The sequence below is a fragment of the Vreelandella azerica genome, assembly GCF_013112225.1.
GTDB classification, from domain to species: domain Bacteria; phylum Pseudomonadota; class Gammaproteobacteria; order Pseudomonadales; family Halomonadaceae; genus Vreelandella; species Vreelandella azerica.
In genome coordinates, this window is the sequence record NZ_JABFHI010000003.1 from 116,582 (window position 1) to 140,003 (window position 23,422).

14 protein-coding genes and 2 pseudogenes are annotated in these 23,422 nt (G+C 55.8%); 14 read left to right on the forward strand and 2 right to left on the reverse strand.

Features of this window, described 5'->3' with window-relative positions; genetic code table 11:
* Positions 1–84 precede the first annotated feature (84 nt).
* The 9 genes from HLB35_RS08525 to HLB35_RS08560 all read left to right on the forward strand — a co-directional run bounded on the left by HLB35_RS08525 (position 85) and on the right by HLB35_RS08560 (position 13,377).
* Entirely contained in the window at positions 85–1,161 is a 1,077-nt protein-coding gene (locus HLB35_RS08525; protein WP_422822438.1) for an HlyD family type I secretion periplasmic adaptor subunit, read from the forward strand.
* Positions 1,158–1,421, forward strand: coding sequence for a beta-barrel domain-containing protein (locus tag HLB35_RS19110; RefSeq protein WP_479694262.1), 264 nt, complete (start codon positions 1,158–1,160; stop codon positions 1,419–1,421). The genes HLB35_RS08525 and HLB35_RS19110 overlap by 4 nt, the downstream gene beginning before the upstream one ends.
* The gene (locus tag HLB35_RS08530; RefSeq protein ID WP_171702267.1) at positions 1,421–2,056 is read left to right on the forward strand and encodes a response regulator transcription factor; all 636 of its coding nucleotides are present in this window, start codon (positions 1,421–1,423) and stop codon (positions 2,054–2,056) included. The genes HLB35_RS19110 and HLB35_RS08530 overlap by 1 nt, the downstream gene beginning before the upstream one ends.
* A gap of 305 nt (positions 2,057–2,361) precedes the next feature.
* Positions 2,362–8,013, forward strand: coding sequence for a retention module-containing protein (locus HLB35_RS08535; protein WP_171702268.1), 5,652 nt, complete (start codon positions 2,362–2,364; stop codon positions 8,011–8,013).
* 118 nt (positions 8,014–8,131) lie between these two features.
* The gene (locus HLB35_RS08540) at positions 8,132–9,049 is read left to right on the forward strand and encodes a Calx-beta domain-containing protein (RefSeq protein WP_422822441.1); all 918 of its coding nucleotides are present in this window, start codon (positions 8,132–8,134) and stop codon (positions 9,047–9,049) included.
* The gene (locus tag HLB35_RS08545) at positions 9,019–9,306 is read left to right on the forward strand and encodes a hypothetical protein (RefSeq protein ID WP_171702270.1); all 288 of its coding nucleotides are present in this window, start codon (positions 9,019–9,021) and stop codon (positions 9,304–9,306) included. The genes HLB35_RS08540 and HLB35_RS08545 overlap by 31 nt, the downstream gene beginning before the upstream one ends.
* A gap of 211 nt (positions 9,307–9,517) precedes the next feature.
* A complete protein-coding gene (locus HLB35_RS08550) occupies positions 9,518–10,927 on the forward strand; it encodes a VWA domain-containing protein (protein ID WP_171702271.1) in 1,410 nt (469 codons plus the stop codon).
* An 11-nt stretch (positions 10,928–10,938) separates the two neighbouring features.
* Complete coding sequence (locus HLB35_RS08555; protein WP_171702272.1) at positions 10,939–12,915, forward strand: hypothetical protein; 1,977 nt, start codon at positions 10,939–10,941, stop codon at positions 12,913–12,915.
* 138 nt (positions 12,916–13,053) lie between these two features.
* A complete protein-coding gene (locus HLB35_RS08560) occupies positions 13,054–13,377 on the forward strand; it encodes a tryptophan synthase subunit beta like protein (protein WP_171702273.1) in 324 nt (107 codons plus the stop codon).
* Between the two features lie 67 nt (positions 13,378–13,444).
* Here HLB35_RS08560 and HLB35_RS08565 read toward each other — a convergent pair whose 3' ends face one another.
* Together HLB35_RS08565 and HLB35_RS08570 are read right to left on the reverse strand one after the other, a co-directional pair.
* The gene (locus HLB35_RS08565) at positions 13,445–15,340 is read right to left on the reverse strand and encodes an EAL domain-containing protein (RefSeq protein ID WP_171702274.1); all 1,896 of its coding nucleotides are present in this window, start codon (positions 15,338–15,340) and stop codon (positions 13,445–13,447) included.
* Positions 15,341–15,445: 105 nt separating this feature from the next.
* On the reverse strand, positions 15,446–16,117 hold the full coding sequence (locus HLB35_RS08570; RefSeq protein WP_328731513.1) for a transglutaminase-like cysteine peptidase: 672 nt from the start codon (positions 16,115–16,117) through the stop codon (positions 15,446–15,448).
* Positions 16,118–16,338: 221 nt separating this feature from the next.
* On the opposite strand from HLB35_RS08570, the gene HLB35_RS08575 reads away from it, so the two are divergent.
* The 5 genes and pseudogenes from HLB35_RS08575 (at position 16,339) to HLB35_RS08595 (ending at position 23,170) form a co-directional block, all read left to right on the forward strand.
* Complete coding sequence (locus HLB35_RS08575) at positions 16,339–16,581, forward strand: hypothetical protein (RefSeq protein WP_171702276.1); 243 nt, start codon at positions 16,339–16,341, stop codon at positions 16,579–16,581.
* A gap of 224 nt (positions 16,582–16,805) precedes the next feature.
* Positions 16,806–18,833 carry a TolC family outer membrane protein gene (locus HLB35_RS08580; RefSeq protein ID WP_268895906.1) on the forward strand — a complete coding sequence of 676 codons (2,028 nt, stop codon included), beginning with the start codon at positions 16,806–16,808 and terminating at the stop codon, positions 18,831–18,833.
* A gap of 124 nt (positions 18,834–18,957) precedes the next feature.
* Positions 18,958–21,103, forward strand: a pseudogene (locus tag HLB35_RS08585) (type I secretion system permease/ATPase).
* Positions 21,103–22,532: pseudogene (locus tag HLB35_RS08590) on the forward strand (HlyD family type I secretion periplasmic adaptor subunit). Before HLB35_RS08585 ends, HLB35_RS08590 begins: the two co-directional pseudogenes overlap by 1 nt.
* Positions 22,532–23,170, forward strand: coding sequence for a response regulator transcription factor (locus HLB35_RS08595; RefSeq protein ID WP_171702278.1), 639 nt, complete (start codon positions 22,532–22,534; stop codon positions 23,168–23,170). The pseudogene HLB35_RS08590 and the gene HLB35_RS08595 overlap by 1 nt, the downstream one beginning before the upstream one ends.
* The last annotated feature ends 252 nt before the right edge of the window (positions 23,171–23,422 follow it).

Below are 23,422 nucleotides of genomic sequence, written 5' to 3' on the forward strand. Positions count from 1 at the left end.
AAAACAGCAGCCAACCGCCGAAGAAAAAGTTTCGAGAACCTTGGCCGCTTTACTGCCAAAGGCGGCAAGTTCTTCCGCCCCTTTATGGACCGGCTGTTTTCCAAGCGGGTCACCTCCGCCCACCTCAACCGTGACTGGGCCAGCGACGCCGACTGGGCGCGGCTGCAGCAGAACCCGCTGCGTGCCCGGCTGTTTCTGTACACCGTAGTGCTCGCGGTGGTGGCCCTGATCACCTGGTCTTATTTTGCCGAGATCGACGAAGTCACCCGCGGCCAGGGCCGAGTGATACCCGCCCAGCAGCTGCAGAAAGTGCAATCCTTTGACGGCGGCGTGGTGCAGGCCATCAAGGTACGCGAAGGCCAGCTGATCGAGACGGGGCAAGTGCTGATGGAAATCGACCCAACCCGCTTTGTCTCGGACTTCCGCGAAAACCAGTCCCAGGTGCAAGCCCTGCGCGCCCGCGCCGAACGGCTGCGCGCCCTGGTCACCGATACCCCCTTTGCCCCTGATGAAGACCTGCTTCGCGACGCCCCCTCCGTGGTGGCCCAGGAGCGCGAAGCCTACGACAGCCGCCGGGAAGAACTGCGCGAACAGGAAACCGTGCTGCGTGATCGTATCCGCCAGCGTGAGGCCGAGCTGCTGGAAGCCCGGCTGCGCCGCGATACCGCCTCCCGGGAACTCAACATGGCCAACCAGGAACTCCAGCTCACCCGGCCGCTGCTGCAATCCGGCGCCGTCTCCGAGGTCGAAGTCCTGCGCCTGGAGCGGGAAGTCTCGCGCAACCGCGGCGAGCGCGACCAAGCCAACGCCGCCATCGACCGCTTGCAGGCCGCGGTGGAAGAAAGTCAATCCCAGCTGCGTGAGCTCGGCGCCGAACGGCGCAGCGAATGGCGCAACGACCTGGCCAACACCATTGGGGATATCCAATCGCTTGAAGAAGCCAGTACCGGACTGGAAGACCGCGTCCAACTTTCAGAAATTCGCTCGCCGGTCAACGGCGTTGTCCAGCAGCTGTATATCAACACCCGCGGCGGGGTGGTTCAGCCCGGCCAGGAGGTGGTCGACATCGTCCCCAGCGGCGAACAGCTGCTGGTTGAAGCGCGGATTGCCCCCAGGACATCGCTTTCCTACGCCCCGGCCAGCCGGCCACCGTCAAGCTGACCGCCTACGACTACGCCGTCTACGGCGGGCTGGAGGCCGAGCTTGAGCATATCAGCGCCGACACCATTACCGACGAAGAAGGCAACACCTTTTACCAGGTGCGGGTGCGCACCCAGGAAGGCCAGGTCGACACCGACGAAATAGACGTCATCCCCGGCATGACCGCCCAGGTCGACATCATGACCGGCAAGCGCACGGTGATGGAATTTCTGCTCAAGCCGGTGTTACGGGCCTGGAACAATTCATTGGGAGAACGCTGATGAACCACCTCTTTATCACCCCCGCCGCGCGTTTACAGCCCCGCTGGCAGGCAGCGTTTCCACAGGCCACGCTCGCCGCCGTCGCCCCTGAAACAGACCGCCTGACACCACCGCCGGATATCATATGGATTGTCTGCGAAGGCGAACAGCAACCCCTCTCAGCGCCCCTTCTGGAGGCAGTAACCCGTTTATCCGCCGAGAGCGCCGTGGTCGTGCTGGCCAACGCCCCTCAGCAGGCCGATGCCCTGCAGGCCCTGCAAGCCGGGGCGCGAGGCTATGCCCACGCGCTCAGCCCGGTGGCCACGCTGCAGCAGATTGCCACCGTGGTGACGAATGCCGGGATCTGGGTACCCGCCGACCTGATGGCTCAGGTGATGGGGCACACCTGGCAAGCGCTCAACGGCGAACAGCGTCTCAGGCACGCCCTGCTGGACAAACTCACCGAGCGCGAACGGGAGGTGGCGCTGGCGGTGGTACAAGGGGCAAGCAACAAACAAGTGGCACGCACCCTCAACATTACCGAGCGGACGGTCAAGGCGCACCTGACCTCGATTTTTCATAAGCTTGAGATTACGGATCGGATGCAGCTGATGTTGAAATTGACGGAGAAGGTATCAGCTAAAGAAAGAATTTAAAAACTACAAATAAAATCAATATTTTAACTGTAGATGCAGGTCGTCAGCGAATATCCACATCAGTAATATTCGCTGGCATTTTTTTCTCCCGCCCTATCCCTTCCTGTCTCATATCCTCTGTAGCAGTACATCTCTCAAGCAAGTACAGGAAGCTCTAAATTAACATTTTTTAACTGTACCTCAGTCCAATACTTTTCTTGCCCTGCCTGGATACACTTGTTAATAAATCAAAATTAACATTTTGAAACTTTGCGCCTGTTTAAAACGCGCAAAGCATTCAGGCCAAGTCAAAAAAGGGGTATCCCATGAGTATTGCTACTGTTGTTGCCATTACCGGTCAGGCCTTTGCCCGTGACGAAGATGGAAACCTTCGAGAGCTAAGCGTCGGGGATACCCTTCAGGAAGGCGAAACCTTGGTGACCTCGCCCAATGGCGAGGTTCAACTGGACTTTAACGATGGCCTTCCACCCACCTCCATTGGAGGGGGTGAAGAAGTTGCCATGAACGGTGATGTTGACGCAGAAAGCGCCGCGGATGAAGGTGAGTCCGCTACTCAGGATGATGAGCTGGAAGCGATTCTCGCCGCCCTGGAAGATGAAGAAGGCGATATTCTTGAGCTGCTCGAAGCCACTGCAGCCGGTGGTGGCGCCGCCGGTGGTGGTGGTGGTGGCTCTGACTTTGTTCAGTTGGCGCGCATTGTTGAGCCTGTTGAAGGTCTCCAATATGATTTTGATGGCGGCATAGAGGGTGGCCTGACAACGGCTGAATTTTCAGGAATCGCAGCTGCCGAGGTAGAAGAAGAGCCTGAATCCGCGCCGCTGCCTGAGCCTACCATCTCGATTAATGAGATTGGCGTGATCAATAGTATTGATGCTGAAGAGGGCAATAACATCACCATCACAGGTTCAGTCGGTGGTGACGCCCGTGAAGGCGATACGATTACACTGACAGTGGGTGATGACACCTTTAACGGCACCGTCACGGAAGATTTGACCTACGCCATTGATGTACCGGGGGCACTGCTGGCTGAGAATGATAGTGTTGATGCAGAAGTGACCGGTACAGACGAAAACGATATCGATTATTCTGCTGAGACAAGCACTGATTACACCGTTGATCTGGAAGCCACGGCAACCATTATCATTGACACCATCACCGATGACGATGTGATCAACGGTGAAGAGGCTGAAGACAACATTACCATTACCGGTAGCGTCCGCGGCGACGCCAGTGAAGGCGATACCGTCACTCTTACCGTAGGTGAAGACACGTACACAGGTACGGTGGGTGAAGACCTGACCTACGCCATCGACGTGCCGGGCAGTGTGCTGGCCGAGAACAGTAATGTTGGAGGTGAAGTCACCGGCATCGATGAAAATGGTAATGAGTTCACGGCTGAGACCAGCCGTGATTACGCCGTTGATCTGGAAGCTATTGCTACTGTGACCATCGACACCATTGCTGGTGACGACATAATCAATACTGAAGAGGCTGATCAAGAGTTTACCACCATCAGCGGTACGGTTAGTGGTGATGTCGTTGTGGGTGACACTGTCACCCTAAGCGTCAACGGAACTACCACGACGACTGATGTGCTGGCAGATGGCGATGGCAACCTGATTTACAGCACTACAGTGGCTACCGCTGACCTTCTGGCAGATAACAGCATTCAAGCCAGCGTTACAGCTACCGATGAGGCTGGTAATAGCCAGACCGCCACCGCAACGCGTGATGTTGATATCGACGCTTCTCCGGCATTAACCCTGACGGTCGCCGATGCGGGCACCATCAACGAAGGCGATACCGCCACCTTTGATGTCAGCCTGAGCAACCCGGTCGATAACGCCACCACCCTGACCTTTGAGCTGGGCGGCGAGATCGACGGCGATGACGTGGGGATTCCCACTGCCAGCATTGGCGGTACGGGTGTCGCGGTCACTGACAACGGTGACGGCACCTTCAGTGTTGACGTGCCCGCCGGTACCACCGACGGCATCGCGATCAGCGTACCGACCAGCGATGACGATGTGTTTGAAGGGCCGGAAGCTCTCACCCTTACCGCGACCTTGAGCGGCGAGACTGCAGCAGGTAGCGCACTCCCGGCCGACCTGACCGACACCGGCAATGCCACCCTGGTCGATGACGGCACCGGCACCCCAGATGATCCCAATGAAGACCCGGATGACGACACCCCGACCCTGACGGTTGCCGATGCAGGCACCATCAACGAAGGCGATACGGCCACCTTTGATGTCAGCCTGAGCAACCCGGTGGATAACGCCACCACCCTGACCTTTGAGCTGGGCGGCGATATCGATGACGATGACGTGGAGACGCCCACTGCCAGCATTGGCGGTACGGGTGTCGCGGTCACTGACAACGGTGACGGCACCTTCAGTGTTGACGTGCCCGCCGGTACCACCGATGGCATCGCGATCAGCGTACCGACTAGCGATGACGATGTGTTTGAAGGGCCGGAAGCTCTCACCCTTACCGCGACCCTGAGCGGCGAGACTGCTGCCGGTAATGCCCTGCCAGACGGCATCACTGATAGTGGGGATGCCACCCTGGTCGATGACGGCACCGGCACCCCGGATGATCCCAATGAAGACCCGGATGACGACACCCCGACCCTGACGGTTGCCGATGCAGGCACCATCAACGAAGGCGATACCGCCACCTTCAATGTAGAGCTGACGAATCCGGTCGATAACACCACCACCCTGACCTTTGAGCTGGGCGGCGAGATCGACGGCGATGACGTGGCTACCCCGGTCGCCAATATCGGCGGCACAGAGGTCACGGTCACTGACAACGGTGACGGCACCTTCAGTGTTGACGTGCCCGCCGGTACCACCGACGGCATCGCGATCAGCGTACCGACCAGCGATGACGATGTGTTTGAAGGGCCGGAAGCCCTCACTCTGACTGCGACCTTGAGCGGCGAGACGGCGGCGGGGAATGCACTCCCGGCCGACCTGACCGACACCGGCAATGCCACGATCCTCGACGATGACCTGCCGACGATCTCGGTGAGTAATACCGTGGACGATGACGCAGTCACCGTGACCGAAGGCACGGATGACTTTGCCGTCTTTGAAGTCAACCTGAGTAATCCCGCGGCCAGCGACCTGAGTTTTGATCTGGCTCTGAACGCAGGGACTGCGGACCTGGCAGACGACTTCGGGCCTGGTCTGGAGGTCTCTACGGACGGCGGTAATACCTGGACGGCAAGCACGGTTGCCACGTTTGCGGCAGGTGATACCAGTGTGCTGGTCCGCACCCCGATCACCGACGACAATGTGGCAGAACCGACGGAAGCGTTCACGCTGACGGCGAGCGAACAAACCACCGACAGCACGGTGAACGGCAGTGCCACCAACACGGCCACGATCCTCGACGATGACCTGCCGACGATCTCGGTGAGTAATACCGTGGACGATGACGCAGTCACCGTGACCGAAGGCACGGATGACTTTGCCGTCTTTGAAGTCAACCTGAGTAATCCCGCGGCCAGCGACCTGAGTTTTGATCTGGCTCTGAACGCAGGGACTGCGGACCTGGCAGACGACTTCGGGCCTGGTCTGGAGGTCTCTACGGACGGCGGTAATACCTGGACGGCAAGCACGGTTGCCACGTTTGCGGCAGGTGATACCAGTGTGCTGGTCCGCACCCCGATCACCGACGACAATGTGGCAGAACCGACGGAAGCGTTCACGCTGACGGCGAGCGAACAAACTACCGACAGCACGGTGAACGGCAGTGCCACCAACACGGCCACGATCCTCGACGATGACCTGCCGACGGTGTCGATCAACAGTGTGGGCGGCGATAGGGTTACCGTGACCGAAGGCACGGATGACTTTGCCGTCTTTGAAGTCAACCTGAGTAATCCCGCGGCCAGCGACCTGAGTTTTGATCTGGCTCTGAACGCAGGGACTGCGGACCTGGCAGACGACTTCGGGCCTGGTCTGGAGGTCTCTACGGACGGCGGTAATACCTGGACGGCAAGCACGGTTGCCACGTTTGCGGCAGGTGATACCAGTGTGCTGGTCCGCACCCCGATCACCGATGACAATGTGGCAGAACCGACGGAAGCGTTCACGCTGACGGCGAGCGAACAAACCACCGACAGCACGGTGAACGGCAGTGCCACCAACACGGCCACGATCCTCGACGATGACCTGCCGACGATCTCGGTGAGTAATACCGTGGACGATGACGCAGTCACCGTGACCGAAGGCACGGATGACTTTGCCGTCTTTGAAGTCAACCTGAGTAATCCCGCGGCCAGCGACCTGAGTTTTGATCTGGCTCTGAACGCAGGGACTGCGGACCTGGCAGACGACTTCGGGCCTGGTCTGGAGGTCTCTACGGACGGCGGTAATACCTGGACGGCAAGCACGGTTGCCACGTTTGCGGCAGGTGATACCAGTGTGCTGGTCCGCACCCCGATCACCGACGACAATGTGGCAGAACCGACGGAAGCGTTCACGCTGACGGCGAGCGAACAAACCACCGACAGCACGGTGAACGGCAGTGCCACCAACACGGCCACGATCCTCGACGATGACCTGCCGACGATCTCGGTGAGTAATACCGTGGACGATGACGCAGTCACCGTGACCGAAGGCACGGATGACTTTGCCGTCTTTGAAGTCAACCTGAGTAATCCCGCGGCCAGCGACCTGAGTTTTGATCTGGCTCTGAACGCAGGGACTGCGGACCTGGCAGACGACTTCGGGCCTGGTCTGGAGGTCTCTACGGACGGCGGTAATACCTGGACGGCAAGCACGGTTGCCACGTTTGCGGCAGGTGATACCAGTGTGCTGGTCCGCACCCCGATCACCGACGACAATGTGGCAGAACCGACGGAAGCGTTCACGCTGACGGCGAGCGAACAAACCACCGACAGCACGGTGAACGGCAGTGCCACCAACACGGCCACGATCCTCGACGATGACCTGCCGACGATCTCGGTGAGTAATACCGTGGACGATGACGCAGTCACCGTGACCGAAGGCACGGATGACTTTGCCGTCTTTGAAGTCAACCTGAGTAATCCCGCGGCCAGCGACCTGAGTTTTGATCTGGCTCTGAACGCAGGGACTGCGGACCTGGCAGACGACTTCGGGCCTGGTCTGGAGGTCTCTACGGACGGCGGTAATACCTGGACGGCAAGCACGGTTGCCACGTTTGCGGCAGGTGATACCAGTGTGCTGGTCCGCACCCCGATCACCGACGACAATGTGGCAGAACCGACGGAAGCGTTCACGCTGACGGCGAGCGAACAAACCACCGACAGCACGGTGAACGGCAGTGCCACCAACACGGCCACGATCCTCGACGATGACCTGCCGACGATCTCGGTGAGTAATACCGTGGACGATGACGCAGTCACCGTGACCGAAGGCACGGATGACTTTGCCGTCTTTGAAGTCAACCTGAGTAATCCCGCGGCCAGCGACCTGAGTTTTGATCTGGCTCTGAACGCAGGGACTGCGGACCTGGCAGACGACTTCGGGCCTGGTCTGGAGGTCTCTACGGACGGCGGTAATACCTGGACGGCAAGCACGGTTGCCACGTTTGCGGCAGGTGATACCAGTGTGCTGGTCCGCACCCCGATCACCGACGACAATGTGGCAGAACCGACGGAAGCGTTCACGCTGACGGCGAGCGAACAAACCACCGACAGCACGGTGAACGGCAGTGCCACCAACACGGCCACGATCCTCGACGATGACCTGCCGACGGTGTCGATCAACAGTGTGGGCGGCGATAGGGTCACCGTGACCGAAGACAATGTGGCAGAACCGACGGAAGCGTTCACGCTGACGGCCGAACAAACCACCGACAGCACGGTGAACGGCAGTGCCACCAGCACGGCCACGATCCTCGACGATGACCTGCCGACGGTGGTGAGTAATACCGTGGGCGGCGATAGGCAGTTACCGTGACCGCGATGACTTTGCCGTCTTTGAAGTCAACCTGAGTAATCCCGCGGCCAGCGACCTGAGTTTTGATCTGGCTCTGAACGCAGGGACTGCGGACCTGGCAGACGACTTCGGGCCTGGTCTGGAGGTCTCTACGGACGGCGGTAATACCTGGACGGCAAGCACGGTTGCCACGTTTGCGGCAGGTGATACCAGTGTGCTGGTCCGCACCCCGATCACCGACGACAATGTGGCAGAACCGACGGAAGCGTTCACGCTGACGGCGAGCGAACAAACCACCGACAGCACGGTGAACGGCAGTGCCACCAACACGGCCACGATCCTCGACGATGACCTGCCGACGATCTCGGTGAGTAATACCGTGGACGATGACGCAGTCACCGTGACCGAAGGCACGGATGACTTTGCCGTCTTTGAAGTCAACCTGAGTAATCCCGCGGCCAGCGACCTGAGTTTTGATCTGGCTCTGAACGCAGGGACTGCGGACCTGGCAGACGACTTCGGGCCTGGTCTGGAGGTCTCTACGGACGGCGGTAATACCTGGACGGCAAGCACGGTTGCCACGTTTGCGGCAGGTGATACCAGTGTGCTGGTCCGCACCCCGATCACCGACGACAATGTGGCAGAACCGACGGAAGCGTTCACGCTGACGGCGAGCGAACAAACCACCGACAGCACGGTGAACGGCAGTGCCACCAACACGGCCACGATCCTCGACGATGACCTGCCGACGATCTCGGTGAGTAATACCGTGGACGATGACGCAGTCACCGTGACCGAAGGCACGGATGACTTTGCCGTCTTTGAAGTCAACCTGAGTAATCCCGCGGCCAGCGACCTGAGTTTTGATCTGGCTCTGAACGCAGGGACTGCGGACCTGGCAGACGACTTCGGGCCTGGTCTGGAGGTCTCTACGGACGGCGGTAATACCTGGACGGCAAGCACGGTTGCCACGTTTGCGGCAGGTGATACCAGTGTGCTGGTCCGCACCCCGATCACCGACACAATGTGGCAGAACCGACGGAAGCGTTCACGCTGACGGCGAGCGAACAAACCACCGACAGCACGGTGAACGGCAGTGCCACCAACACGGCCACGATCCTCGACAACGATGTAAGCGTAACTACTAGCAATGATCTGATTGTTGATGAAGACGACTTACCAATAATAGGTAACAATGACTCAGCGGCAGGCGATGATGATCAGGTATTGAGCGGTACCATCGTGTATTGCCCACGGGGAATACACTGGCATCCTCCGAGCCGATTGCACTCTCGGTGGATGTGTCATCGTTAACAACCTCGGATGGGCAGTCTGTTTCAAGTGTTTGGGATGCAGGCAGTAATACCCTGGTTGCTTATACCGGCAGTGATGCCAGTGACACAGATAGCCATGTGTTCACTATTACATTGATGCGATCGACGCAACCAACAACACGGCAAGCTATACGGCTGAACTGTTGCAGGCGGTTCAACACACTGCCTCTGGCACGGAAGATAACATCGACTTGGATGTTGGTGTTGCAGTGTCGGATTCTGTTGGCAATGAGGGTAACGGAAGCTTCACCCTAACCATCGACGACGACATGCCGACAATCACAGACGCTGAATGTGTTGTTGATGTTGAAACTGGCGGAGTAGTAACGTCTACCCTGGGTGCTGACCTTGTATTGATGATTGATACATCAGGTAGTGTAAGCTCGTCGGATCTGGATTCCATTCGTGACTCACTTCAAACGCTGTTCAATAGTGGAGCGGTAAACTCAGTTTTCCTTACCAGTTTTGCATCGAATGCTACTTTCTATGATTCCGGCGAAAACGGTGGATGGTTTACCGATCTTGATGCGGCAATTGATATTATAGATGGCTTTATTAATAATGGATTTACAGATTATGATGCGGCAATTGAGGCTGTAACTGATAATTTCACAGCACCACCAAGCGTTGGTGGAAAGCTTATTTCAATGTTTGTTTCAGATGGCGAGCCAAATCAAGACAATGGCTCTGGATCTGTTGGTATTGATAGTGAAGAAGAATCAGGCTGGATTAATTTTCTTAAAAATAATGATTTTGACGAATCATTCTCAGTCGGTTATGGCGGCTTGGACTCTTCTGATATAGCTGCCTTAGAACCCATTGCCTGGACAGAAGGTGAAACTGCCGTAACAAACCAAGGTAGTTCTGTGGCAAACGATGATAATGTCATCATTCTTGATAATATCGATGATCTATCGTCCACACTTGAGTCTACAGTGACAACTACGCCTGATAGTGTGACTGGCAGTGTTATTGATACCATTGACTTCGGGGCGGATGAAATTACGCAACCTGAATTAACGTCAGTAACCTATAACGGCAACACGACAGTCTTCGATGCGAATACTTCGTCGGAAACTTTTAATACAAATGCAGGTAAAATAACTATTAATCAGGATGGTAGCTACACATTCACAGCTTTGGATCAGACATCTAGTGATGTTGAGGACTCTATTTCCTACACAGTCACGGATAGCGATGGTGATACGGCTACAGCCGATCTTTGCCTAAAGACAACTGACAGCGCACCGTCTGCAGAAGTAGACAATGTCACTGTGGTTGAGGGCCAAAATCAAGGTAGCTTGAACCTCCAGCTGATACTTGATGACAGTGGCAGTATGGGCTTTAACAATGATGCTAACCTGAATGCCATGAAGCAAGCCATTGCTGATCTGTTCAATACAGGAAATATCAATAGCGTACGGGTTATCACTTTCTCAGGCGATGCATCTTCGCTTAATGGTGGCGGGTGGTACACCAATACGGTTGATGCCTATGCTGCTATCAATAGCGCTCTGAAGCTAGCGGAAGCACGGATTATGATGACGCGCTTGAGGAAGCGCAGCAAAACTTCACGCAACCGACAGGCGGTACGTCGTTAGCCTCTGTTTTTATGACCGATGGCCAGCCAAGTTATGGTAGTGATAACAGAGTTAACTCTAGCGAGGAAACTCAATGGCTAAACTTCCTTGAAAATAATGGTTTCGATGCCTCCTATGTTGTTGGTTTTGGTTCAGGATTTGGTAACGACACGTCTGAAATTTTACCGATAGCGGCTAAGCCAGATGCTGATGGCAATTATTCTGATACTTTTGATAATAGTGATGTTGTCTTAACCGTTGATAATGACAATCTGAGCGCAGAGTTGCAGTCACTACTTGGGCTTACAGTGGGAGCAAGTGGTAACGTTACGGATAATGATGATGAAGGTGTTGATGGCTGGGGTAATCCCACGCTGGTATCTGTCGAGTTTGGCGGAACAACTTATACCTTTAATTCGTCACAAACGGAACATACGATTAACACAGATGCGGGTGATCTGTTGATTCGTGATGACGGCTCGTATGAGTTTACCCAGGCAGATAGCATTACAGCAGACCAAACCGCGACTGTGAGCTATACTGTTCAGGATGCAGACGGCTCGACAGACACTTCCTCACTTGTGCTAACAACACAAAGTGCCGAGATCTTTAACGGATCAATAATACAAAATATAAATGCTGAAGAAGTTTATCAACTTGGCGGTCTTGCCTCGTCAGTAAAAGTTGATATCAGCGGCTATCGTGATGGGGTCGAAAATGGCGAGATTGTACTGAAGAAAGATGGCATTACTGTTGAAAACTATGATCTTGATAATGTGTTTGATGGTAGTAACCAATCAATCAATACGTTCGGGTCGGGTGATCTCTTTGATGAGGTCGTAATTCGAAATACGGATGAGTACTTGTTTGATATTGATCGCGTAGAGGCCATTGTGGAGCCTGACTCATCGCCTATTCTGAATGGTATCTTGGTCGACGGCATCGTTGAGGGTGCGGTTTATACCACCACCTCGGGTGTCACCGGCACCACCGATGCCAAAGGTGCCTTCAGCTACCGTGAGGGCGATAGTGTCACCTTTATGGTGGGGGATGTTGTAATCGGTAGTGCAACACCTGAGGATCTGGCGGCCGGGCAGGTCTTCCTGCAGGATCTGGCGGATGTTGAACGCACGGATCTCAATGACGAATACGTCGAGAACATGGCGGTCTTCCTGCAATCGCTGGATGCCGATGGCAATGCGGAAAACGGCATTACCATTACACCAGAGATGCATGCCCAGTTCGCTGAGGCCAATCTGGACCTGCGCAGCGCATCAGAAGCCGAGTTGAAAGCGGCAATCGAAACAGCGGGCCACACCTACGTCACGGAAGCGGAGGCGATGGAGCACGTTCGTGAGATGTTGGAACTGCATGCTGGTATCAGCGAGTTCGATGAGCGTGTGGCGGATAACGACCTGCTGACTGCCACCCTTGCCAAAGGCACGCTTGAAGGTCTCAGCTACGTGGCCTCTTCTGGCCTGCAAGGAGAAATGGTAGATGGCGTCTTTGAGTACGGTGATGGTGATACCATCGAGCTGTTTGTTGGTGAGCAGCTGGTAGCCAGTTTCTCTGCCGATAGGGTAGGTGATGATGGTGTTATCAGTTTCGACGAGGCAGGCTTTACTGTTAGTCACGAAGAACTCGACGCCTTGTTATCTCCGCAAGCTGAACTGGCAGGAACCAATAGGCTGAATGAAGATGCTGATGTTGTTAGCCTGATTGGCGAAGACGAAGAGCCCTTGTTTACTCATGATGAGTCTTCCGATCAAGGGGAGTCTGTAGAAGAGGCATCTGTAGCTAGCCTTGAAAACACTGATGGAGCCGGTGAGGCCGCTTCGCTAATTGCCGACGAGTTACTCAACAGTAGCGAAGACGAACTCTTCAAGGATGAAGGTGAGGAAGGCGGTGCCCAGCAAGCCAAGGTGCCTGCTGATCAGGCGGAAGCTCCGGCTCATGTTACTAATCCACATGACGATTTGAATACGTCCAACAATTCAATTGATCAATAACCTTACAGCGCAATAAGTAGATAACCTCGCCCCGCCTGGCTTGCCCGGCGGGGCTTTTTATTATCCACCCAAAGAACAGGCAGCGTTGTGCCATCAAAGCCTTTAAGATGATGAATAAATGTGTCAAGGAGCCTTGGAATGTACGTAAAACGTGATGAAAAGGGCAGCATTGTCCAGGTGTGTAAGGAGCCAACGCCTGACTGCAAGGAGTACCTGACGCCAGGCTCGGCGGAGCTGGTGGCGTTTTTTGCGGCTGAGGACGAGACGGCAAGGCTGCGTGAATCCGATATGGAGTTTGTGCGGGTACTAGAAGACGTGATTACCTTGCTGATGGACAAGGGGATTTTGCGTTTTACGGATCTGCCGGAAAAAGCTCAGGAAAAGCTGCTGGATCGCCAGACATTGCGCAAGCGGGTGAACGATGTTGGCCTGATGGATGATGATGACAGTGATGTGATCTAGGCGTGCTGAATGCCAACGCCCGCCAAAAAGGCGGGCGTCAGGATAGTTTCAAAACAGATGTTACGGCTTACTTCACCCCTGGGCCGGTAATACCGTCCAGGCCGAGGTCAAACAGCGCTTCGGCTTCAGCTTCGTGTTTCACACCTTCAGCAATCGCCAGAATGCCAAGCGAATGGGCGAGGGTGGCCATGCCGCGCAAGATGGTTTGCTGATCAGTCGAGCTTTCGATGCCGCTAACCAGAGAGGCATCGAACTTGAGGAAGCTCAGGCCTAGATCGTGCAGGTCGGCGAGCTTGTTGAACTCGCTGCCCACATGTTCCAGGCCGACCTTGACCCCCAGCGGCTGAAGCTCACGACACAGCAGGCGGAAGCTGGCCAGATCATGAATGGCCACGTGTTCAGGTAGTTCCATCCATAGCCACTGAGTGGCCCTTCCTGCCTGGCGTAGCCGCTGGGTGAGGTGTTTGATGAAGTGAACATCGCGCAGGGAACGCGCCGATACATTGATGCCCACGGGCTGGTGATGCTTGCTGATATGCGTCAGCGCGGCTTCAAGTACGGCCATATCCAAGGCATCGTCGCGCTGCAAGCGATGTACCCAAGGCATAAAGATGCCGGCATTACGCCAACTTCCCTGCATATATAAGCGTGAAGGTGCCTCGTAATGAATCAGGCCTCCTTTACTGTCACGCACTGGGTAAGAGGCCAGCTGAACACCTGCTGCCATCGCTTGATCAATGGCTTCACGCCATTCCTCTTGGGTAGTGCAGAGAGCATGGCGCTGATCACCCTGGGTGATCATGGTAAGGCAGTCTGTTCTGGCTTCAGCGGCAGCCAGAGTGCTATCCAAAGCAGCAAGACGCTGCGACAGGGTATCGCCTTCCTGGTAGTCCGCCAGCACAGAGGCCAGCACAACATCGTCGTTAATGCTCGCTTTCAGGCTGTTTAGGTGAGTATTTAGCGCCTGAGCGACACTTTCTAGGTCAGTCGCTGACGGAATGATCAACATGAAATCACTGCCATTCAGGCGCCCAACATCGGCATCACCGTAGTGTTCGCCTACCTCACGCAGATGTTGAACGAGAGAGGTTAGCAGCGTATCAGCACCGCGCCGCCCGAGTGTTTCGTTAAGCTCTGCAAGCTGCTCAACGCGTACCAGCGCCAACGCGCCACTAGCGCGATGGGAGTTGCTTTCCAGGTTACGCTTAAGGCGTTCAAGTAAGGACTCCCGGGTCAACGCCTTGGTGGTCGTGTCTTCCTGCAAACGTCGGCGTAGAACATCCAGCTTGCTGGTTTCCTCGCTGAGCATTTCATGCACGGCACCTGAGAGGGTATTCATCGCGCGAACTACCTGGCGGAGTTCCAGAGTGTAGGGCTCTTCCGTGGTGGTAAAGCGCCGGGCGCTGATGCTTTTGGCCTGCTGAATGACGTCTACCAGTGGTTTGCGGATGGTACGAACAATCCACCAGGCCAACAAGAAGCTGACCATACCGGCGAGCGCAAACCATCCGGTCATTTCCAGGCTGCTGCGCCACAGGGTACGGTAGGCAAAGCTGTGCTGGCTTTCCAGCGTCAGGGTGCCGTACTGGCTCCAGCCGTCCTGCACTACGGCTTGGCCGGGCGAAACCTCAAAGCTGACCAGATTGATAAACCATTGAGGCACATCGTCGATATGTTCTTCGGCTTCCCGCAGGTGCAGGATTTCTCCCTCCGGCGAGCGCAGTTCAATCCGGCGGTAGTGGCCGGTATCAAACTGTGCGGCTACCAGTAGCTCCATACTGACGTCGTCTTTTTCCAGCTGGGTCATTGAAAGTGCCAGTGCGTTGGCGTTATCCGCGTTCTTGATTTGCACTTCCTGTTCGATGTAGTGCCGGCTGCTGGTCACGCTGATGGTTAGGCTGCCTATAAACGCCAGTAGCAGTATGGCAATCACAGTGAGCCAGAGTTGTTTGATTAACGACATGGGCACATCCTCTTAATGACATCTGGCCTATAAACGTTGGTGGCGGATAGATGGTGTACTGTCTGAACGTGATGGAGATGTAAGGCTCCCCGTCCGAAAGCTGTTTTATACAAAGCCCTGCTCCTGCATGCGTGAGACCACACTACGCCAACGGGAGAGTCGCGCCATGGGGTCAGCGCGTGAATTATTGCTGTTACCCGCCCATAGGCCACTGCTGTTAAAACTGAAAACAGGATCGAGGTCATTACGCCGTGAAGCGGGCTGAATGGAAGCGACCAGATTATCAAGTACCAGTGGCTCTGAGGCGGGTGTCTGATAAAACCCGAGCACCATGTGCGCTTGGGTGATCTGTGAACGACCAATCCGCGCGCGCACGTAAATCATGCGCAGTTTGTTGCCCGATACGCCCAGCGCTTTTAGGGTAATGTACTTGGCAATCGAGTAATCCTCGCAATCTCCTTCACCCTTGCCCATGGTTTCCAGGGGAGTAGCCCAGTAGTCTTCCTGTCCCCATATCTGGATATCATCACGCCATAAAACACGTCGGTTGAAAAAGCCATTCACATTGCGCAGTTGTGTGGCTACGTTGGCTCCCCGCAAACGGTTAAGCAAGGCAAACCACTCTTCCAGCGTTTGTACGCCACGGGTGCCGTAAAGGCGGTTCATGCTGTTGCGCAGACGCTGAGGGTTGAAGGCATTCGCTGAACCAGGGAAGTAGCTTAGTGCACCAGTGGCCACCACTACGCCCATTGCCGTCAGAAATTGGCGTCGGGAAATAGAAGAAGGCTGTGGGGGCGAACAGGAGCCCGTTGCGCCATAAGTTTCACCGAAATAATAATTTACATTTAGTTTAGCAGATAATGAAAGCCTACGGCTTTACCTGGCCAGTGAGTTTTTATCTGTTATTCAGCCCATAGCAAAATGCGCAAGCATCCGGTACGGGGCGAAGAGTGCGTCTATTTTGAGATGCACAGAGGCTTGCTGATGACGGAAGGGTTGTGGACGAAGTGCGTGGAGGGTGGTGGGGGTTACTGCTTGGTAAAATAATATTAAATAAAGATTTTTTTGAGTCTTTTTTGCAAGAAGGGGAAAAGTTGGCTAAATTAGAAAATGTTATTTGCTGTGTATTTTATTTGCATAATGTTCAATTTGATTGCTTTGAGAATTTTATGTATCAAAAAGTGTTTGGCGAGCACTTGGTGCAGCTTGTCAACTCATGTATCTGGAAAGCACATATCTAACCAAATTGGTGAATGTCTTATAAATCAAAACGTTACTTAATTTTTATGTGAAGGCTTTATTGCAGTGGCTCGGACGACTGACACACAAGGGATCAACAATGAAGGTAAGCTCAAAACTTACAGTAGGTAAGGCATCGATACGCACAATTTTGCTATGTTCATTCGGGGCCGCACTAATGCCTCTATCGGCAGCAGAGGTTGGTGCACAGTCTTCTTCTGCTGATATGACATCCCCTTCACCCATTAATCTTCCGTCAGTGATACAACAGACGATTATGCAAAACCCTGAAGTAAAAGCAGCGTTTCAGGCGTTTGCAGCAGCAGGCTTTGATACTGATGAAGCGCGCGGCAATTATTTGCCGTCGATTGATGCGACAGCGGGTGTTGGTCGTGAAAACCTTGAAGATGATGGCCGCGGCAGTTTTGATACGGACTTCGCGCAGATTGAGCTTAACCAGATGGTATTTGATGGTTTTGCGACTGCCAATGAAGTTGAGCGCCTGAACAGTGCCCGGCTGGTGCGTTATTACGAGTTACTCAATGCCAGTGAGCAGGTATCTCTTGAAGCGGCAAGGGCCTACGCTGATGTCCAGCGCTACCGTGAACTTGTGAACCTTGCGCGCGAAAACTATGCAGAACATCAGCAAATTTATAACAAAATGGAAGAAAGAGCCGCTTCGGGGGCCGGGCGTGGCGTTGATCTTGAACAAATTGCTGGCCGTTTGGCATTGGCAGAATCTAATCTGTTGACAGAAGCCTCAAACCTTCATGATGTGTCTGCGCGTTACAAACGCATAGTGGGAACCTTGCCTGCACAAAGTCTTGCGCCATTTCCTGATCTTGACCACCATCTGCCTGTATCGGTTGTTGACGCCGTTAACATGGCATTTGAAGGTAATCCTGAGTTTCATGCTGCTATTCAGAATATTCAATCTGTCCGAGCCCAACGTGACGGTACTCGTTCTGGATTCCAACCGCGGGTTGATCTTGTTGGCCGTGCCGGAACGAATAACAGTAGCGATACGGGCCTGTCAGGGCGTCGCGATGAGCAAAGTGTTGAGTTGGTTGCAAGCGTCAACCTGTTCCGTGGTGGCTCTGACCTGGCCTCTTTCCGTGCGGCCAGTGAACGAGTTGATGAGGCTGTGTATGATCGCGAGCTGATCTGCCGCAACGTGCGCCAAACGACCCAGATTGCTTATAACGATACTCAGCGCCTGCGTGAGCAGATGGAATATATTGAACAGCACCGTCAGTCCATTGAGCGCGTTCGTGGCGCTTATCAGCAGCAGTTTGATATTGGCATGCGTACATTGTTGGATGTACTTGATAGTGAAAACGAATACTTTGAAGCGAGCCGTGCTTATGTCAATGCAAAGTACGATGTAGTGATTGCCAATGTAAGAACCCTGGCTTCTATGGGGCAGTTGTTACAAACGCTCGAAGTGGCTAATACTGATATCCCAAGCCTCGCTGAATTGAACAGTCAAGGCGTCAAGATTGATCCTGAGTCGGTGTGCCCAGTTGAATCGCCTGCGAGCCTTTCTCTAAATGACTTAATTGGAGAGCGTGGAGCACCGACAAGAGCACCTGATATTATTTTATCAGCCGAGACCTTGTTCGAGATAAACAGCGCTAAAATCGGCACAGAAGCTCGCAAGGAATTGATGCGCTTGGCTGAAAGTATCCGTGAACGATCCGATCTAGCCCGCATATATATTGCTGGTCATGCGGATATAACGGGTAATGACGCCATCAACGAACCGCTTTCACGCCGCCGTGCTGCAAGCGTAGCCAACTTCCTGGCTAGCGAAGGGGTTAGCCGTGCACTTATCCAAACTGAAGGATTTGGTTCGCGCAAACCTACCGCTACTAATGAAACCGTTGAGGGGCGTCGTTTAAACAGGCGGGTTGAAATAACCCTGGAAACCATTCAAGAAGTAGCTGCTTTACAGGGCAGTCAGGCTGCTACACCACGGTCTTCATCACCAACTCCTACTGCTAACACTAATGCGACTGATGCTTCACCAACTGTTGCAAGTGCGAGTGTTTATCTGCAGGTGGCGGCTTTAAGTAAACAGGCATCCGCCGCTGAATTGCAGAAACGTTTGCAGAATAATCTTGATGGTCCTGTTCGTGTCCTCGAAGGTGGTGGTTTATACCGTGTTCAGGTAGGTACCGATAACAGTATTGCGGAGCTGAAACGTGAGCTGGATGCCTTGGGTTACACTGAGACCTTTCCTGTCAGCAGGTAAGTAATCAATACACCTCACTTATAGTTTATTGCCATGCACCAAATTCTTGGTGTGTGGCAATATTTCTGTAGCTTACTTTAAGTCGGATTATGTTGAGGTCTGTGTGCCTAACGAAAGCCACTCAATGCCAGAAGAGCCCGCGACCTTGGCGGAGGCGGATGAACTGCTGGAATGCCTGCTGAGTATTGCCCACCAGCACCACTACGAGACCACCCGGGAAGCGCTGCGGGCGGGGTTGCCGCTGGAAGAGGGCAAGCTGACCCCGGGCGTCGTGGGCCGCGCCGCTGCTCGCGCTGACCTGACCGCGCGGATTGTCAAAAGCCCGCTGGGCGAGCTGAACCCGGCGCTGTTTCCGGTCATCCTGCTGCTGGAATCAGGCCGCGCCTGTCTGCTGCAAGCGGTGGATCTGAGCACCGGGCAGGCGACGGTCAGCTTTCCGGAACTCAGCGACGCCACCACCGATATCAGCCTGCACGGCCTGGCAGAGGCCTACAGCGGCCAGGCTATCTATGTGCGCCCCAAGTTCCGCTTTGACGCCCGCGGGCCGGAAGTCAAACAGTCCCGCGAGCGCCACTGGTTCTGGGGGTGATCCGCGAAAACCGCAAACTCTATCGGGATGTGATCCTGGGCTCGGTGCTGATCAACCTGTTTGCCGTGGCCATGCCGCTGTTTGTGATGAACGTCTACGACCGGGTAGTGCCCAACGCCGCCACTGAAACGCTCTGGGTGCTGGCAGTAGGCATCCTGATCGTGCTGTGTTTTGATCTAGCCTTGCGCCTGATGCGCAACTTCTTTGTCGATCTCGCCGCCAGTCGGGCAGACGTCAAGCTGACGTCCTCAATCATGCAGCGGGTACTGGGCATGCGCATGGAAGCCAAGCCGGCCTCCACCGGCTCCTTCACCTCCACCCTGCAGTCGTTTGAATCGGTCAGGGCCTTTATCGGCTCGGCCACTATCGTTGCCCTGGTGGACCTGCCCTTTGTGCTACTGTTCATGACCATTATTGCCCTGATCGGCGTGCCCCTGGTGATCCCGATTGTGGTGGGCGCGGTGTTTGTCCTGCTGTACGCCATGGCCGCCCAAAGCAAGCTGCACGAACTCTCCGAGACCACCTGGCGGATCAGCGCCCAGCGTAACTCCACCCTAGTGGAAGCAGTGGGCAATCTGGAAACCGTCAAGGCCCTGCGCGGCGAAAGCCGCCTGCAGGGCAACTGGGAACGGGCCTCGGCCTTTCTGTCCCGCACCGCCGCCCAGCTGCGTCTGGTCAGCACCTCGGTGACCAGTGTGGCCCTCTGGGCCCAGCACACCGTCTCGGTGGTGATCATTATCATCGGCGTCTACCTGATCATTGAAGGTGAGTTGACCCAGGGCGGCCTGATAGCCGCCTACCTGCTGTCCTCCCGAGCCATGGCGCCGATCAGCCAGGCCGCCGGCCTAATATTTAATACCACCAGTCGGCCACCGCCCTGGAAGCGCTTAACGGCGTGATGGACAAACCCCAGGAACGCACCGACAGCAAACGCTACATTGACCGCCCCGTGGTGCAGGGCGACCTTCGCTTTGACAGCGTCTCACTGCGCTACCCGGACGAAGAACGCGATGCCCTGCGCGAGGTCAGTTTCCGCCTTAAACCCGGCGAAAAAGTCGCCCTGATCGGGCGGATTGGCTCCGGTAAATCCACCCTCAACAAGCTGCTGCTGGGGTTCTACCAGCCCACCAGCGGTGCTGTGCTGCTCGACGATGTGGACATTCGCCAGTACGACCCCCTGCAACTACGCCGCCATATCGGCTATGTGCCCCAGGATATCACCCTGTTCTACGGCTCTCTGCGCGACAACATTGTCGCTGGCGGCGGTATTGACGGCGTGGATGACGACAAGCTGCTCGACGCCATCAACCTCAGCGGCCTGGCCGATCTGGTGCGTTCCCACCCGCAAGGCGTGGATCTACCCGTGGGGGAAGGCGGCAGCCTGCTCTCCGGCGGCCAGCGTCAGGCAATTGCAATTGCCCGCGCCGTGGTGCATGCGCCCCAGGTGCTGCTGCTCGATGAGCCCTCCAGCGCCATGGACCACGCCAGCGAAGACCGGCTCAAGAAACAGCTGACCCGCTACGCCGCCGACAAAACCCTGATCGTGGTGACTCACCGCACCTCACTGCTCTCCCTGGTCGACCGGATTATCGTTATGGACGGCGGCAAGGTGATGGCCGACGGCCCCCGCGAGCAGGTGGTGGAAGCGCTGCGCAAAGGGCAAATCGGGAGGGCCAGCTAATGGCGAAAAAACAGCAGCCAACCGCCGAAGAAAAAAGTTTCGAGAACCTTGGCCGCTTTACTGCCAAAGGCGGCAAGTTCTTCCGCCCCTTTATGGACCGGCTGTTTTCCAAGCGGGTCACCTCCGCCCACCTCAACCGTGACTGGGCCAGCGACGCCGACTGGGCGCGGCTGCAGCAGAACCCGCTGCGTGCCCGGCTGTTTCTGTACACCGTAGTGCTCGCGGTGGTGGCCCTGATCACCTGGTCTTATTTTGCCGAGATCGACGAAGTCACCCGCGGCCAGGGCCGAGTGATACCCGCCCAGCAGCTGCAGAAAGTGCAATCCTTTGACGGCGGCGTGGTGCAGGCCATCAAGGTACGCGAAGGCCAGCTGATCGAGACGGGGCAAGTGCTGATGGAAATCGACCCAACCCGCTTTGTCTCGGACTTCCGCGAAAACCAGTCCCAGGTGCAAGCCCTGCGCGCCCGCGCCGAACGGCTGCGCGCCCTGGTCACCGATACCCCCTTTGCCCCTGATGAAGACCTGCTTCGCGACGCCCCCTCCGTGGTGGCCCAGGAGCGCGAAGCCTACGACAGCCGCCGGGAAGAACTGCGCGAACAGGAAACCGTGCTGCGTGATCGTATCCGCCAGCGTGAGGCCGAGCTGCTGGAAGCCCGGCTGCGCCGCGATACCGCCTCCCGGGAACTCAACATGGCCAACCAGGAACTCCAGCTCACCCGGCCGCTGCTGCAATCCGGCGCCGTCTCCGAGGTCGAAGTCCTGCGCCTGGAGCGGGAAGTCTCGCGCAACCGCGGCGAGCGCGACCAAGCCAACGCCGCCATCGACCGCTTGCAGGCCGCGGTGGAAGAAAGTCAATCCCAGCTGCGTGAGCTCGGCGCCGAACGGCGCAGCGAATGGCGGGATGAGCTGGCCAACACCATTGGGGATATCCAATCGCTTGAAGAAGCCAGTACCGGACTGGAAGACCGCGTCCAACTTTCAGAAATTCGCTCGCCGGTCAACGGCGTTGTCCAGCAGCTGTATATCAACACCCGCGGCGGGGTGGTTCAGCCCGGCCAGGAGGTGGTCGACATCGTCCCCAGCGGCGAACAGCTGCTGGTTGAAGCGCGGATTGCCCCCAGGACATCGCTTTCCTACGCCCCGGCCAGCCGGCCACCGTCAAGCTGACCGCCTACGACTACGCCGTCTACGGCGGGCTGGAGGCCGAGCTTGAGCATATCAGCGCCGACACCATTACCGACGAAGAAGGCAACACCTTTTACCAGGTGCGGGTGCGCACCCAGGAAGGCCAGGTCGACACCGACGAAATAGACGTCATCCCCGGCATGACCGCCCAGGTCGACATCATGACCGGCAAGCGCACGGTGATGGAATTTCTGCTCAAGCCGGTGTTACGGGCCTGGAACAATTCATTGGGAGAACGCTGATGAACCACCTCTTTATCACCCCCGCCGCGCGTTTACAGCCCCGCTGGCAGGCAGCGTTTCCACAGGCCACGCTCGCCGCCGTCGCCCCTGAAACAGACCGCCTGACACCACCGCCGGATATCATATGGATTGTCTGCGAAGGCGAACAGCAACCCCTCTCAGCGCCCCTTCTGGAGGCAGTAACCCGTTTATCCGCCGAGAGCGCCGTGGTCGTGCTGGCCAACGCCCCTCAGCAGGCCGATGCCCTGCAGGCCCTGCAAGCCGGGGCGCGAGGCTATGCCCACGCGCTCAGCCCGGTGGCCACGCTGCAACAGATCGCCACCGTGGTGACGAATGCCGGGATCTGGGTACCGGCCGACCTGATGGCCCAGGTGATGGGGCACACCTGGCAAGCGCTCAACGGCGAACAGCGCCTCAGGCATGCGCTGCTGGACAAACTCACCGAGCGCGAACGCGAGGTGGCGCTGGCGGTGGTACAAGGGGCAAGCAACAAACAGGTGGCGCGCACCCTTAACATCACCGAGCGCACGGTCAAGGCGCACCTGACCTCGATTTTTCATAAGCTTGAGATTACGGATCGGATGCAGCTGATTCTCAAACTTGCAGATAGAGCAGTTAACCTCCCTCTTGGTATGTAGCAGCCGATCTCGCTTCCTTACTCGTTAACACCTGGCTAATTGTTACTATATGTTTCTTTTTATTGATTCATAAATGTCATGATAGTACGCATGCTAATATGTTAAAAATTAATAAAAAGCGCTATTTTTTCTTTAAGTTATTGAAAATAATAATTTATTAATCTTAATTAGCTTTTGCTGGTTGTACTGCAGTCCAATATTTATTGCCGCATTTTAAGTTACTATTTGTAAGTAGTAGTTTTAATGCGATTT

Excerpts from the sequence above, each read along its gene's own strand:
- HLB35_RS08525 (WP_422822438.1), top strand. The coding sequence starts at position 85 with ATGGACCGGCTGTTTTCCAAGCGGGTCACCTCCGCCCACCTCAACCGT.
- HLB35_RS08555 (WP_171702272.1), top strand. The coding sequence starts at position 10,939 with ATGACCGATGGCCAGCCAAGTTATGGTAGTGATAACAGAGTTAACTCT.
- HLB35_RS08595 (WP_171702278.1), top strand. The coding sequence starts at position 22,532 with ATGAACCACCTCTTTATCACCCCCGCCGCGCGTTTACAGCCCCGCTGG.
- HLB35_RS08565 (WP_171702274.1), bottom strand. The coding sequence starts at position 15,340 with ATGTCGTTAATCAAACAACTCTGGCTCACTGTGATTGCCATACTGCTA.
- HLB35_RS08560 (WP_171702273.1), top strand. The coding sequence starts at position 13,054 with ATGTACGTAAAACGTGATGAAAAGGGCAGCATTGTCCAGGTGTGTAAG.
- HLB35_RS08530 (WP_171702267.1), top strand. The coding sequence starts at position 1,421 with ATGAACCACCTCTTTATCACCCCCGCCGCGCGTTTACAGCCCCGCTGG.
- HLB35_RS08580 (WP_268895906.1), top strand. The coding sequence starts at position 16,806 with ATGACATCCCCTTCACCCATTAATCTTCCGTCAGTGATACAACAGACG.
- HLB35_RS08535 (WP_171702268.1), top strand. The coding sequence starts at position 2,362 with ATGAGTATTGCTACTGTTGTTGCCATTACCGGTCAGGCCTTTGCCCGT.